This window comes from uncultured Winogradskyella sp., assembly GCF_937958655.1.
Taxonomy (GTDB): Bacteria; Bacteroidota; Bacteroidia; order Flavobacteriales; family Flavobacteriaceae; genus Winogradskyella.
Window position 1 is genome coordinate 22,416 of record NZ_CALGNH010000014.1, and the last position, 14,142, is coordinate 36,557.

Genomic DNA, 14,142 nt, shown 5'->3' on the forward strand with positions numbered 1-14,142 from the left:
ATTTAAAAGAGGTCTTGCATTATGTGAGGCCTCTTTTATTTTACCATATTAGTATACGGAATAATAGTTTTAAATCCTTTTTTGTAGAAGTAATCTTTTGGATTGCTAGTTGAACTAACCAATATAAAGTCTCCGCCCCAAGCACCAAGACTTTTAATTTCGCCATTAAAATCGCTAAACAATCGCTGCTTTATGGGTTGTTGTTGTATGAGATGGGCTATAATAGTTTCATGCTTTACGATTAGGCTTTCAAAATCAGTGAGCGAAGTACAATCAACTAAAGATTGTGTAATGGCATTTATAGTTGTAAGTGTGGTGCTTTTAATTTTACCTAATGTTTTATAAGCCTTAATACCGTCTCTACTGTTTTGTTTTTTGTTGAGATAAACAAAATACAAATGGTCTTTAAAAATTGGGTTAAAAACTGCGGTATTAACAACAGGTTGTGCATCTTTTATTCGATACAAAATGGGCGTAGTATGCTGAGCGCAAGCAATATCGTAACCGCTACCACCAAATGTTTTTTTCAATAGCAGGTATGGGTCAATCTTTGCCCAATTAGCTATGTTATTTATTAGTGTAGAGGATGTGCCCAAACCCCAATGTCTATTAAAATCTAAATGGGTAGAAATGGTATAGCCCGTGTTAGAATTTAAAAATTTAGGATTTAATTGTTTTGTTGCGTTAAGAATTTCTAATAACCGAGAGGTTATTGGGTTGTCATCCTGTCCCGAAAACTTTTGGGATTGTTTCAGAATCTCATTTCCGTTCACTGTAAATTCATCCTCAAACCAAAGCAACCCCTTTTCATTATAGCTTTTCCATTGTATACCTCGTGTATTATTCGCTTCAATAGTTAGGTTCTGTCCATATGTAGTCGGTACCGCTAAAGCAGTAGCACCATCTAAAACAACATACTCGGCTGTTAACAAAAGCTTACCGTTGCTTCTAAGCGTTTTCATTTAGCTCCTTAGATTTTCAATAGCATCTAGTACAGCGCTATGTGTAACAACATTGGTTTTAAAATGTTTAATGAGTTGTTCTTTTTCTTGGTGAGTTGCCTCAAACTGATTTAAGATATTCATTAAATGCATTTTCATGTGTCCTTCTTGAATGCCTGTGGTTGTTAAGGACTTTACAGCTGCAAAATTTTGAGCAAGTCCAGCAACGGCAACAATTTGCATGAGCTCTTTTGCAGAAGGTTTTCCCAGTAATTCTAGTGCAAATTTAACCAGTGGATGTAAACTAGTTAGACCGCCAACAGTGCCTAAGGCTAAAGGTATTTCAATCCAAAATTTAAAAGTGTCATTTTCAATCGAGCAGTGCGTTAGGCTAGCATATTGACCATTTCTTGCGGCATAGGCATGCACTCCTGCTTCAATAGCCCTAAAGTCATTTCCTGTGGCTAGCACAACAGCATCAATGCCGTTCATTATACCTTTATTATGTGTAACTGCTCTATGAGGTTCAACTTCGGCAATGTTCACCGCTTGTTTAAACTTCTCTGCAAATAGCTGAGGGTTTTTAATATCCTTACTAGTAAGTTCTGTAATTGGGCAAGCCACTTCTGCACGCACAAGGCATTGCGGTACATAATTAGATAAGATGCTCATAACGATATCGAGTTTCTTATCTAAATGCTGTTCTGCTTCACGTTTAAAGGTGTTTGCAAATTGCTCTAAACACGAATTAATAAAATTAGCGCCCATTGCATCCAAGGTCTCAAAAGTTGCGTGCAATTGGTAGTAATTTTCGAGGGAATTGGTTTTATCTTTTAATTCAATATCTAAAATGCCACCACCACGCTTTTCCATATTTTTAGTGATGCTAGAACTTTCTTTAAATAATAAAGGTTTTACAGCTTCAAAAAATACTTGTAAATCCTTTAATTTCCCATGATAGGTAAAATGAACCTGGCCAATTTTTTCGGTAGAAAATACTTCTGCCTTAAACCCACCTCTATCTAACCAAAACTTAGCGGCTTTACTGGCAGCGGCAACCACAGAGCTTTCCTCAATAGCCATTGGTATGCTATATAGTGTTTTATTGATTAAAAAATTAGGAGCCACGCCAAGAGGAAGATAATAATTACTAATGGTGTTTTCTATAAACTCGTCATGTAACTTTTGAAGTTTTTCGTCGGAATTCCAGTATTGCTTTATAAGTGTTCTTGCGGAGTCTTTATCCTTAAAATAAGCGCCTAAGAGCCACTCAATTTTTTCGGATTTAGAGAGCTTAGAAAAGCCAGAAATAGCGTTTGGCATAGATGAATTATGTTTTGCTCACAAAGATACTTAGGATTGGTATAAAATGTGTGCCTAATCTTTTAATATTACCGATTTACTGTTAATAATATCTGTTTTTTGCATAATTTTTAGTAAACTTGGCTTTGCGTTATTGAAAAAAGAATTACATGACATTGAGACACTTTATTGCCGTTATTGGTTTTTTGACCACCTCCCTAATATATTGTCAAAATAAGCAAATTACACTTCAAGAAATTTGGAGTGGTGCCTTTAGAACAGAAGGTATGCAAGCCTTACATTCTATGAAAAACGGACAGCAGTACTCTGTTTTAAATTACAATAGGCAAAACGGAACATCTTCTATTGATATTTATGATTATAAAACCTTAGAAAAAGTAAAAACCTTGGTGTCTTCTGCGGATATAGCAGAAATTCAAGGTTTTTTTGATTACACTTTCAGTGCTGATGAATCTAAGCTTATTCTAACGACTAATGAGGTTCCTGTTTTTAGACGTTCTAGATTGGGTACCTATTATGTGTACGATATTGCTACTAAAGCTGTAACTAAAGTTTCTGAAAATTTAATACAAGAACCAACCTTGTCTCCAGATGCTACTAAAATCGCCTATGGTTTTGAGAATAATCTGTATGTAAAAGATTTAACCTCTGGTGTTGAAAAACAGATTACGACAGACTGTATTAAAAACAAAATAATTAATGGAATAACCGACTGGGTTTACGAAGAGGAGTTTGGTTTTGTTAGAGCTTTTGACTGGAGTGTAGGCAGCGACAAAATTGCCTTTATAAGATTTAATGAAACTGAGGTGCCTCAATTTTCAATGGATGTCTTTGGCTCTGGGTTATACCAAACACAGCAAGTTTTTAAGTACCCTAAAGCAGGGGAAGTAAACTCAAAGGTTTCACTACATGTATACGATTTAAACACAGATGTTTTATCTGATGTAAAGGTTGATAAAGCGTATTCGGACGTTTACATTCCAAGAATTAAGTGGACAAAAGATACTGACGTTTTAAGTGCGCAGTATATGAATAGACATCAAAATGAATTAGATCTATGGATGATTAATACCAAGTCCATGACAACTGATTTGGTTTTAGCGGAAACGGATAAGGCGTACATTGATGTTACTTTTAACCTAACCTTCCTAAAAGACAATAGTTTTATCTGGACGAGTGAAAAGGACGGTTATAATCATATTTATCACTATTCAAAAGATGGTGACTTAATCAATCAGGTTACGGATGGAGATTGGGAAGTTACTAATTATTATGGCTTTAACGAAAAGGAAAATACAATCTATTATCAGTCCGTTGAAAATGGATCTATAAACAGAGATGTTTATGCTATTAAACTTAATGGAAAAAACAAAAAGCGATTGACTAAAACCGATGGTACAAATAGCGCATCCTTTAGTGCTGACTTTACATACTTCATCAACACACACAGCAGCGCTGCAACACCACCAGAATATACCTTACATAATTCTAAGTCTGGCAATTTGGTTAAAAGAATAAAGGATAATGATCGTTTAGCACAAAAAGTAGGTGATTATAAAACTTCTAAAAAAGAATTCAGCACTATAACTATCAATGGTAATGATTTAAATATGTGGATGATTAAACCTGCTGATTTTGATGAACGTAAGGAGTATCCATTGTTTATGTATCAATATTCAGGTCCTGGCTCACAGCAAGTAGCCAATCGTTGGAATGGAGCTAACGACTACTGGTACCAAATGTTAGCCCAACAAGGCTATATTGTAGTTTGTATTGATGGCAGAGGAACAGGGTTTAAGGGAGCAGAATTTAAAAAAGTAACACAGAATGAATTAGGTAAATACGAAGTTGAAGACCAAATTGCAGCGGCTAAAAAATTAGGTGAATTGCCATATATTGACGCATCTCGTATAGGAATCTGGGGCTGGAGTTATGGGGGTTTTATGAGTAGTAATGCTTTGTTTAAAGGTAGCGATGTCTTTAAGATGGCCATAGCAGTAGCACCAGTAACAAGTTGGAGGTTTTACGATACCATTTATACCGAACGTTACATGACAACTCCACAAGAAAATCCGAGTGGTTATGATGAGAACTCACCAATTAATCATGTCGATAAATTAGAAGGTGATTTTCTTTTAATTCATGGATCTGGTGATGATAACGTGCATTTACAAAATACAATGCGCATGGTAGAGGCTTTAGTTCAAGCCGATAAGCAATTTGAATGGATGATATATCCGGATAAAAACCATGGTATCTATGGTGGAAATACAAGATTACATCTTTATAAAAAAATGACCAATTTTATTAATAGAACTTTAGGGGATAAGCTCGATAAAGAAGAAATGGAAGAGCAAGAAGCATCTAAGATTAAAGGATAAACTAACTAAATTTAATTATATGTCAAGCGTAACTGAAATTAAGCAAAGAGAACTTTTTGGACATCCAATAGGACTTTATGTATTGTTTTTTGTTGAAATGTGGGAGCGTTTCTCTTATTATGGAATGAGAGCATTACTTACATTATTTTTAGTGGCACCAATAATTACAGGAGACCCACAATCTGGTTATGGTTGGTCTAATGCCGAAACCATATCATTCTATGGGACTTATACAATGTTTGTTTATTTAACCTCGATTCCAGGAGGTTGGATCGCTGACCAATTCTTAGGTCAAAAAAAGGCTGTTATGCTAGGTGGTTTGCTTTTATGTTTAGGTCATGGTATTTTAGCCATTGACGCTCAATGGGCATTTTTTACTGGATTGATTTTAATTGTTATTGGAGTAGGCTTTTTAAAGCCAAACATATCTTCTATGGTTGGAGGTCTATACAAAAAGGGCGATGATAGAAGGGATAGAGGTTTTTATATCTTCTATATAGGTATTAATCTTGGTGCTTTTCTTGGAGCATTATTAGTTGGTGCTGTGGCTGCAAAATATGGCTGGCATTATGGTTTCGGTCTAGCAGGTATTGGTATGGCATTAGGTCAAATAGTTTATTTATATGGCCAGAAATTTTTAATAGGAGTTGGTGAATTTTCGGGTGGTTCTAAAGCATCAGTTGAGGAGCAGGAAGCAAGAAAAAGACCATTAACTAAAATTGAAAAAGATAGAATGTTAGTAATGTTTCTATCGTTTTTAATAATTATAGTGTTTTGGGGAGCTTTTGAGCAAGCTGGTGGTTTAATGAGTATTTATACCGAGCAAAAAACCGATAGAATGTTGTCGTTTTCATTACCATTTATAGATAATGAGGTTCCTGCGGCTGTATTTCAATCAATTAATGCATTTTTTATAATTACTCTTGGGACACTCGTTGGTACATTTTGGTATAAATGGGGTAAAAAAGGGAAAGAATCATCGTCATTATTTAAAATGGCAATAGGTGTTATAATTATGGGCTTTGGATTTTTCTTTATGACGAAGGCATCTACAGAAGTTGTGATGGATGGTGACCAAGTTGTTGAAAAATCGGCCATGATTTGGTTAGTATTGGCATATCTTTTTCATACGTTAGGAGAATTGTGTGCGTCGCCAGTAGCGTTATCTTTTATCACTAAATTAGCACCATTAAAATATGCATCTTTTATGATGGGTGCTTACTTTGCAGCAACAGGTTTAGGTAATAAATTGGCCGGACTAGTTGGTGGACTCTCTGAAGGAGCAGGAGAATTTCAAGTATTCACAGGAATTGCGATTTTTTGCACATTATTTGGGCTTCTAATTATAGCAATTCTTAAACCACTTAAACGTCTTACGCATGGCGCAGAGGATAATGAACGTGTTATGTTAGAAGCAGAAAAATACGAATTGGCAGACCCAGATATCAACAATTAAAAAGCATAAAAAGCCCAAGCATTGACATAGTGCTAGGGCTTTTGCATTTTACTAACTAAACAATCAATATATGAATTCTTCTAAAGAAAACTTTTTTGCAACAAAGGTTATGGGACACCCTGCAGGTCTGTTTGTTCTTTTTTTTACAGAAATGTGGGAGCGTTTTTCCTACTATGGCATGCGTGCTATTTTAGTAATCTTCTTAACAGGTGTTGTTACTGGTGATAATCCTGGGTGGGGTTGGGATAAACCAGCAGCATTATCCTTATTGGGTACTTACGCCATGTTTGTTTACCTAACCCCAATAGTTGGCGGTTGGTTAGCAGATAACAAAATTGGCTATCGTATGGCTGTTGTCATAGGTGCTTTACTAATGACATTGGGACATGCTTCTATGGCCATTGAAACTCCACTGTTTTTATATATCGGTATCACATTTTTGATTCTTGGTAATGGATTTTTTAAGCCAAATATGACATCAATAATTTCTAAAATGTATGAAGGTCATGATGAAAAGAAGGATGGTGCATATAATATCTTCTATATGGGTGTAAATGCCGGAGCTTTCTTGGGTATTATGTTATGCGGTTGGCTCGGTGAAAATGTTGGTTGGAGTTATGGTTTTGGGCTTGCAGGAATTTTCATGTTCTTAGGTATGGTTCAGTTTTACTATGCACAACCATTATTTGGTGATGTTGGTGCTAAACCAAAAGATGAAGACAAAGGTATTATAGATACACTTACTAATAACCTTGATGATACATCGCAGAAGATATCCGTAAAACTTAATAAATTTCTAACAGTAGATTATATCTTAATTACCATATTTATTATTTCGGCATTAATATTTATTGTAAATGATCCACTTAGTAAAATTGGAAATATTAATGCTTTAAATTTTACGGTTGCTGGAATGACCGATTCATTATTTTTTGCTTTATTAGCAGCCATAGTTTTTGTCATTATTTTAATAGTTAGAATCCCAAGATATGAGCGCATAGTTCGCGATCGCATGGTTGCATTTACTATCTTCTGTATATTTACTATTTTCTTTTGGGCAGCTTTTGAGCAGGCCGCCGGATCCTTACCAATTTATACTAGAGATTTTACAGATAGAGTTTTAGAAGGTAATGCAGCGTCTATTTTTAAAATCATCGATTTAATAGTTACTATAGTGCCTATAGGAATTATCACTTACGTTTTAATTAGGCTATTTAAACAAACGTTCGATAGAATTAGTTTATCTAATATAGTACTTGCCATTAGTTTTGTCATTATTTGGGCTTTAGTAATATATAAATTATATGTTAACTTTAGTGTAGAAGCTAAAGAGGTAGAAATTACTTGGTTTGCTATTTTAAATTCTTTGTTCATTATTATTTTTGCACCATTGTTTACCAAATGGTGGGATAGTAAATACAATCCGCCAGCCTCTGTTAAGTATGCTTTAGGTCTCATTGTAATGGCTATTGGTTTTGGGCTATTGGCATTTGCTACTCGTAATGTGCCTTTAGGTGCTGAAACAGCTAAGTTGAGTATGATTTGGTTAGTTTTAGCTTATTTGTTTCATACTTTAGGTGAATTGTGTTTATCTCCAATGGGCTTGTCATATTTAAGTAAGTTGGTGCCAGCTCGTATGGTTGCCTTTATGTTTGGTGTTTATTATTTAGCAATTGCAATAGGAAATAAAATGGCACATTATGTAGGAGGAGATATCGAGAAAATTACTAAAGAAGATGGATTGTCTTATTTCTTCTTAATATTTACTATTGTACCAATAGGACTTGGTTTAGTTTCTTTGGCCTTACATCCTTTATTAAAAAAACTAATGCACGGAGTACGTTAATTATAGCGTTAAATAAAATGAAAATTCACCTTAAAAGGAGCATTTTTTGTAAGTTCGGTACGAGATTTGCAACCATTAGGTTACCAAATAAAGTGAGGATAAAATGAAACAAATAGGATTAGTACTTCTTGTTGTGGTTTTAACAGCATTTAAGCCAACCACAGAAGCCGCAGAAAATAAAATTAATTGGGTAACAATAGAAGAAGCATTAGAGCTTCAAAAAAAAGAGCCTAAAAAGATTATTATGGATGTTTACACCAAATGGTGTGGGCCATGTAAAATGTTAGATAAAAATACATTTGGTAATGCTGATGTTGCAGATTATATAAATAAACATTACTACGCCGTAAAGTTTAATGCAGAAGGTAATGACGAGGTCAGGTTTATGGATAAAACATTCAAAAACCCAGATTACGATCCTGCAAAAGCCAATAGACGAAATAGTCAGCATGAATTTGCAAGATATCTAAAGGTAAGAGCATATCCTACTATGGTCTTCTTTGATGAAGAAGCAAAGTTTATAGCCCCAATTTCAGGATATCTTAAACCGCAAAATTTAGAATTGTACCTAAAAATGTTTAAAAGCGATAAACACAAGGAAATGGATACACAAGAAAAATTCAACGAATACTACAAATCTTTTAAGCCTTCTTTTAAAGAGTTATAAAAAAAATAAGCAATTGGAAAAAAATCTGGTTAAGCCCAGTTAAAACCTAATTTTTCTTTTTATTTAAGTATAAAAGCACCCTTTTCATTCGTATAATGAAAAGGGTGCTTTTTTTCTTTGCAAGTTACCTTCCAGCGTTTTACATAAGTTTTGTAATTGCTTGCGTCAGCAATGATGAGTCTTGGGTTGAGACTGTCGATAACACGATTAAGGTTAATCTTAGGAGAGTTTCTGAGCAATATTAAATTAGGTTTAAATGATAATCCTTCATAAACGCCAATGCTATCAATAACTAGAATAGTTTGGTCTTTAAATTTGTAAAAGGACTCTAGACGACCCATAGTGACTTCATCTAATAATTCCCCAACCTTGTAATTTTTAATGGCATTGTCGGTTTTCTGTTTTAAGGAATCCAAATTATGATGAACTGTTAATTGCTCATTTGCTTTTTGACCTATTATGGTAAAACGACTTTTATTAAATACTATAATAGCAGTATCCTGACTTTTAAATTTGTTATAAAATAATAGGGACTGAAACCCAATAACACCAATCAAACACAACGCCAACCATTTAAAGTTTTTGAATTTGTAGAACTGTACCAAAGCCGCAATAATAAAGTAGCTCAATACCACTTGTAATAAAGTAAACGGAATATCTCTTAATAGAAAATCCTCAAATTGTGCCACCCATGCAATAAAGCCATTTAGGCTTTCAATAAAATAGCTATAAGTTGTAACAATTGTATCTGTGAGTAAGTTTAATAATGATAGTACAATGACCAACAGTCCAAAGCCTAAAATCAAACCTAAAAATGGAATGACCACCAAATTTGAAATAAAAAACAAACCCGGAAACTGATGAAAATAAAACAAACTGATAGGCACAACACCAAACTGAGCAGCAAGTGTAACGGTAAAGATTTGCCATGGTTTATCTAAAATCCAGTATTTGGGTTGCCACAGTTTGTATAAGATGGGTTGAATACTCACAATACCCAAAACGGCTAAGTAGCTCATCTGAAACCCTACTTCAAATAAAAAAGTTGGCTTAAAAAGCAATATAAAAAATGCCGAAATGGCTAACGTATTATAAATATTAGCTGGTCGTTTTAAGTGCATTGCAATACTGATAATGCTAAACATAGCAACAGCTCTTGTTACCGAAGGAGAGAGGCCAGCAATAATAGCAAAACACCATAATAGAACGACCATGATTAAAGGTCTCAAGACACGTCCATGCTTTAAGTAGAGTAGTGGTTTAAAAAGAAAATTAAGAATCAACAATAAAATCCCAACATGAAGCCCAGAAACTGCCAAAATATGTATGGTGCCAGAATTAACATAGTTGTTATAAATTGTTTTGTCTATCGTTTGACGTTGCCCAAGCAGTAGTGCATTGATGATACTTAGAGTCTCATCCTTAAAACCGGCAGTAACAAGCTTTTCGTTTATGGTTGTTCGTAACTTGTCTGCAAAACCATAGATGGAAGTTTTAGAATCTGAAAGTAATAGTAGTTCACTATGTTTGAGATAGAGTTGATTATAGACCTGTTTAAGTTCTAAATACTTACTATAATCAAATTGGTGAGGATTTAATGGTTTTTGAATCTTTTTAAGTTCTGTAGAAGCATAGAAAACGGCATCTACTGGTAAAATTGAATTTATAGAGTCGTGATTTATGTTTATTAATAATTTTCCATGAGCAGTCTTATCATTTAGTGCTAATACAGATGCTATATATTTAGTATTATAAGCATCTGGTTTGAGGCGTTCTTCTATTTTAACAATTACAGTCTTAAAATTCTCATTGGTCGCTAAACTAGTGTAGTGATAAGGTCTTAAGGTTTCATTCTGTATGTTAACGGCATTAATACCAATACTTATCATACATAAATAAGCTAGTAATGTAAAATAAGGTTGACGGTCAATTTTTCCATTGAGGAGAAACCAATACATACCCAAGAAAGTAATCAATGTAACGGTAACGAAAAGTATAACCTCAAAATCAAGATGAAAATAATGTGCGAACGCTATACCAATGATTAGGCAAGCGGTTAATTTTATGATGGTGAAATTGAGTAACTTCATTCAAAATAAATACAATCGTTAGTTAAAATCGAATAAATCACCAATTGAAATATTTAAGGCCTTTGAAATGCTAAGAAGAGTAGTTATTGTTGTGTTTATCTCACCACGTTCAATGCGGCCAACTTGGCTTATAGGAATATCCGCATCATTAGCAAGATTTTCTTGAGATAAGTTCCTTTCTTTTCTAAGTTTCCTCAAGTTTTTACCAAATCCACATAGATATTGATGATGACGTCGACTCACGTCACAATATTGCAACTCAAAACTATTTTTATAAACGCATATATGCGTTATTTAATTATTTTTTTATTAAATTGCATGTAATGTCAAATAATCTTAAAATATGAAAAAAATTTATTTATCTTTCGTTATGCTATTAGGGTTTATTTCAATAGCTAATACTCAAATTTGCACTTATGGTTGCGCTCAAATATTTTCTGATGTTATAGTTGGTTATGGCTATTCTTGGGAAATTGGTGAAAATGAAAAATGTGGTTCTCGACCTCCTTCAGGTGGTGATGTGTATTTTGCCGTTGTTATAGGTAGTAACAATTCTAATCAAAATATTGTAGTAGACCAAGGAGTTTACGATTCGTATAATGGTGCTACGGCATGCTAAATTTTAAAATTATGAGAAATTTCAAAACACAATTATTTACATTTTTATTAATATTATTGGTTTTTAGTTGTAGCGACCAAAATAATGAAAATGTTAATACCAGTATGTTAAATAAGAAAGTGGATAATTTAACCGGGTCACATAAATCATTTATAAATTTTAATGATAATTCTTATAAGGATCAATTGCCATATGTCAATGGAGATTATGATATATCAAAACTTTCTTTAGAATTAAAATTAAAAGACATTATAAATTCTGATAATTATTCATGGGAGTATTTCAACAAGCTTTATAATGAAGATTTTAATGTTTCTGAAAAACAATTTATATCTTACATAATCCTTGCGAAGAAAGATTTAATTGGCGATTTTATTGCTAACCCAAATAAAAGAAAGTCTGCTTTAGTATTAAAGTATACAGGAGTTTTAGTCAATTCAGAATATATTGGATATAATGTATTGTATAATAGTTTAATTAGTTTAAATCAATCAAATGAGGATTACTCTGATTATATTCAAAGCTTTAAGGATAATATAAGTATCTATTCTGTAAATGATACTTTTCATAAAGATTTTATTAATTCTGACGTAGAGGGAAGTAATTTATCGCATTACTCGAAAAAAATTAAGTCTAATTATGAATTTTTAAATAGGATTAATGATATTGTTGTGAAGTGATATCTTTATTTAAAACTACTTATATATTGAGCAATCAAATTATGATTGCTCAATTTTTTATGCATAAAAAAGGGCTTCTGATCAAATCTAATTCAATACTCTCCTCGCCTGCACATAGGCAAAATACCAATACTTTTCCGCTAAGGACGATATCATAACACCTCTGCTGCTTGAGGCATGTATAAACTCAACATTACCAGGGCGTATATTAGTGACGATGCCAACATGGTTGACTTTTCGGCTGTTTTTTTTGGTAGCAAAAAAGACCAAATCACCAACATTAACGTCCTTAACATCTATCCAATCTCCATAGGATTTAAGGTTGGCCGTTGTTCTTGGTACAGATACATTATGGTCTTTAAAAGACGTGTAAACCAAACCAGAACAATCCATCCCACGTTTGCTAGTACCACCGTATTTGTAACGGGTACCATTAAATTTCTTAGCGTATTTAGCAATGCTCTCGGCTTTTGCAGAGGCTTTAGTGTTGGTGTTAACTTTTACGGTATGCGTTTGTCGTTTTTTACTAGAATAGGTTTTTTTGGATTTACAACTGCAGCACAATAAAATTATCAGTAGAATGGGTAAAATTTGTTTCATTTCTCTAATCTCTAATCTCTAATCTCTAATCTCTAATCTCTAATCTCTAATCTCTAATCTCTAATCTCTAATCTCTAATCTCTAATCTCTAATCTCTAATCTCTAATCTCTAATTTCTAATTTCTAATCTCTCATCTCTAATCTTTTCATAAATCAATCGTGCAGCAGTGGCGCTGGCTCCTTTGCCGCCAAGCTTTTTTTCTAAATCGTAATAATCTAAGAAAAGTTGTTCTCGTTTTTCCGAATTTAAGATCGTAGTCAATTCTTTATTAAGGCGCTTTTTATTTAAATCACCTTGTATGAGTTCGGTAACTACTTCACGATCCATAATCAAATTAACTAACGAAATAAATTTAAGCGTTATTATACGTTTAGCAATCTGGTAAGAAAGCCAATTCGCTTTATAGCATACGACTTGCGGTACTTTAAATAATGCCGTTTCCAATGTTGCAGTGCCAGAAGTAACTAAGGCAGCATAAGCAATACTTAATAAATCGTAGGTTTTGTTAGAAATAAAACTCACATTATCTTGTTTTATAAAAGGCTTATAAAAATCATAATCTTGGCTAGGTGCTCCAGCAATAACGAACTGATAATCTTCAAAATCGTTAACTAAGCTCAACATAACTCCGAGCATTTTGGTGATTTCTTGCTTACGGCTGCCAGGTAATAAAGCAATAATAGGTTTGGTGCTTAATTTATAGGTGTTTCTAAATTCAATTTCATTAATCTGAGGTCTATTCGCAATTGCATCAATCAGGGGATGGCCCACAAAGTGGACGTTGTAATTATATTTTTTGTAGAAGTCCTTTTCAAAAGGTAGAATACAATACATGGCATCTACGTCGCGTTTAATTTTTTCAACACGTCCAGCTCTAGAGGCCCAAACCTGTGGGGAAATATAATAATGGGTTATAAAATTTTTCCCTTTTGCCCATTTGGCAATTCTAAGATTAAAGCCCGAGTTGTCAATAAAAATGATAACATCGGGTATAAAGGCTTCAATATCTTGTTTACAAAATTTGAGATGACTAGAGATTTTCTTAAGGTTTAAGATGACCTCGGCAAAGCCCATAAATTGACGCTCTTTGTAATGCATTACCAATTCACCGCCAACGGCTTTCATTAAATCTCCTCCCCAAAATCTTATGGTTGCTTTGTTATCTTCCTTAAATAGAGCCTTCATGAGGTTAGAACCGTGTAAATCGCCCGAAGCTTCGCCAACAATGATGTAATATTTCATGTGTTTGTTAATTCATGAATTTAATAATCATGGTAATTACAAAGACCAAAATTGTTGCAATTAGTACACCTTTGGCTCTGTTGTCTCTGTTTTTCTTTAGAAATAAAAAGAATGCACCTAGATTTAAAAGTGCTCCAATACTCATAAGTTTAGTTAAGGTGCCGTTTGCAATGGCTGAGGCAACAACATTAGACCAATCATCTGATTTTCCAAATATTTGAATGGCAAAGACCAGTCCAAAAACTGCAGCAATTAAGCCAACACCGAATCCTATTAAAATTTCTTTTTTCATATTA

The 14,142-nt window shown here is 33.6% G+C and carries 13 protein-coding genes; 6 read left to right on the plus strand and 7 right to left on the minus strand.

The genetic code is table 11. The annotated features are described in order from the left end of the window. Positions 1–35: 35 nt before the first annotated feature. Together Q0800_RS03130 and Q0800_RS03135 are read right to left on the minus strand one after the other, a co-directional pair. On the minus strand, positions 36–962 hold the full coding sequence (locus Q0800_RS03130; RefSeq protein WP_299127534.1) for a GYDIA family GHMP kinase: 927 nt from the start codon (positions 960–962) through the stop codon (positions 36–38). Then, on the minus strand, positions 963–2,264 hold the full coding sequence (locus tag Q0800_RS03135) for a hydroxymethylglutaryl-CoA reductase, degradative (protein WP_299127536.1): 1,302 nt from the start codon (positions 2,262–2,264) through the stop codon (positions 963–965). Positions 2,265–2,413: 149 nt separating this feature from the next. Here Q0800_RS03135 and Q0800_RS03140 point away from each other — a divergent pair, with 149 nt between their 5' ends. From Q0800_RS03140 to Q0800_RS03155, 4 genes are all read left to right on the plus strand, one after another. Then, complete coding sequence (locus Q0800_RS03140; RefSeq protein WP_299127538.1) at positions 2,414–4,645, plus strand: S9 family peptidase; 2,232 nt, start codon at positions 2,414–2,416, stop codon at positions 4,643–4,645. A 19-nt stretch (positions 4,646–4,664) separates the two neighbouring features. Further along, a complete protein-coding gene (locus tag Q0800_RS03145; protein WP_299127539.1) occupies positions 4,665–6,101 on the plus strand; it encodes a peptide MFS transporter in 1,437 nt (478 codons plus the stop codon). A 70-nt stretch (positions 6,102–6,171) separates the two neighbouring features. Beyond that, positions 6,172–7,947, plus strand: coding sequence for a peptide MFS transporter (locus Q0800_RS03150; RefSeq protein WP_299127541.1), 1,776 nt, complete (start codon positions 6,172–6,174; stop codon positions 7,945–7,947). Positions 7,948–8,050: 103 nt separating this feature from the next. Then, complete coding sequence (locus Q0800_RS03155; RefSeq protein WP_299127543.1) at positions 8,051–8,614, plus strand: thioredoxin fold domain-containing protein; 564 nt, start codon at positions 8,051–8,053, stop codon at positions 8,612–8,614. Positions 8,615–8,673: 59 nt separating this feature from the next. On the opposite strand, the gene Q0800_RS03160 is transcribed toward Q0800_RS03155, so the two are convergent. Further along, positions 8,674–10,704, minus strand: a complete 2,031-nt coding sequence (locus Q0800_RS03160) for a ComEC/Rec2 family competence protein (RefSeq protein ID WP_299127544.1) — start codon at positions 10,702–10,704, stop codon at positions 8,674–8,676. 18 nt (positions 10,705–10,722) lie between these two features. Beyond that, positions 10,723–10,902: a helix-turn-helix transcriptional regulator gene (locus Q0800_RS03165; RefSeq protein WP_299127546.1), complete on the minus strand. Its 180-nt coding sequence runs from the start codon at positions 10,900–10,902 to the stop codon at positions 10,723–10,725. 145 nt (positions 10,903–11,047) lie between these two features. Between Q0800_RS03165 and Q0800_RS03170 the strand changes: the two genes are divergently transcribed. Both Q0800_RS03170 and Q0800_RS03175 read left to right on the plus strand, forming a co-directional pair. After that, positions 11,048–11,323: a hypothetical protein gene (locus tag Q0800_RS03170; RefSeq protein ID WP_299127548.1), complete on the plus strand. Its 276-nt coding sequence runs from the start codon at positions 11,048–11,050 to the stop codon at positions 11,321–11,323. An 11-nt stretch (positions 11,324–11,334) separates the two neighbouring features. Next, positions 11,335–12,003 carry a hypothetical protein gene (locus tag Q0800_RS03175; RefSeq protein ID WP_299127549.1) on the plus strand — a complete coding sequence of 223 codons (669 nt, stop codon included), beginning with the start codon at positions 11,335–11,337 and terminating at the stop codon, positions 12,001–12,003. An 87-nt stretch (positions 12,004–12,090) separates the two neighbouring features. Here Q0800_RS03175 and Q0800_RS03180 read toward each other — a convergent pair whose 3' ends face one another. From Q0800_RS03180 to Q0800_RS03190, 3 genes are all read right to left on the minus strand, one after another. Then, positions 12,091–12,603, minus strand: coding sequence for a C40 family peptidase (locus tag Q0800_RS03180; protein ID WP_299127550.1), 513 nt, complete (start codon positions 12,601–12,603; stop codon positions 12,091–12,093). 109 nt (positions 12,604–12,712) lie between these two features. Further along, positions 12,713–13,846 (minus strand): lipid-A-disaccharide synthase, encoded by a 1,134-nt coding sequence (gene lpxB, locus Q0800_RS03185; RefSeq protein WP_299127551.1) that lies wholly within the window; start codon positions 13,844–13,846, stop codon positions 12,713–12,715. A gap of 7 nt (positions 13,847–13,853) precedes the next feature. Then, positions 13,854–14,138: a hypothetical protein gene (locus Q0800_RS03190; protein WP_299127553.1), complete on the minus strand. Its 285-nt coding sequence runs from the start codon at positions 14,136–14,138 to the stop codon at positions 13,854–13,856. Between the last annotated feature and the right edge of the window lie 4 nt (positions 14,139–14,142).

Bases quoted from the DNA above. Each gene is read 5' to 3' on its own strand.
- lpxB (WP_299127551.1), bottom strand. From the start codon at position 13,846: ATGAAATATTACATCATTGTTGGCGAAGCTTCGGGCGATTTACACGGT.
- Q0800_RS03130 (WP_299127534.1), bottom strand. From the start codon at position 962: ATGAAAACGCTTAGAAGCAACGGTAAGCTTTTGTTAACAGCCGAGTAT.
- Q0800_RS03190 (WP_299127553.1), bottom strand. From the start codon at position 14,138: ATGAAAAAAGAAATTTTAATAGGATTCGGTGTTGGCTTAATTGCTGCA.
- Q0800_RS03140 (WP_299127538.1), top strand. From the start codon at position 2,414: ATGACATTGAGACACTTTATTGCCGTTATTGGTTTTTTGACCACCTCC.
- Q0800_RS03170 (WP_299127548.1), top strand. From the start codon at position 11,048: ATGAAAAAAATTTATTTATCTTTCGTTATGCTATTAGGGTTTATTTCA.
- Q0800_RS03155 (WP_299127543.1), top strand. From the start codon at position 8,051: ATGAAACAAATAGGATTAGTACTTCTTGTTGTGGTTTTAACAGCATTT.
- Q0800_RS03150 (WP_299127541.1), top strand. From the start codon at position 6,172: ATGAATTCTTCTAAAGAAAACTTTTTTGCAACAAAGGTTATGGGACAC.
- Q0800_RS03180 (WP_299127550.1), bottom strand. From the start codon at position 12,603: ATGAAACAAATTTTACCCATTCTACTGATAATTTTATTGTGCTGCAGT.
- Q0800_RS03135 (WP_299127536.1), bottom strand. From the start codon at position 2,264: ATGCCAAACGCTATTTCTGGCTTTTCTAAGCTCTCTAAATCCGAAAAA.
- Q0800_RS03175 (WP_299127549.1), top strand. From the start codon at position 11,335: ATGAGAAATTTCAAAACACAATTATTTACATTTTTATTAATATTATTG.
- Q0800_RS03160 (WP_299127544.1), bottom strand. From the start codon at position 10,704: ATGAAGTTACTCAATTTCACCATCATAAAATTAACCGCTTGCCTAATC.
- Q0800_RS03145 (WP_299127539.1), top strand. From the start codon at position 4,665: ATGTCAAGCGTAACTGAAATTAAGCAAAGAGAACTTTTTGGACATCCA.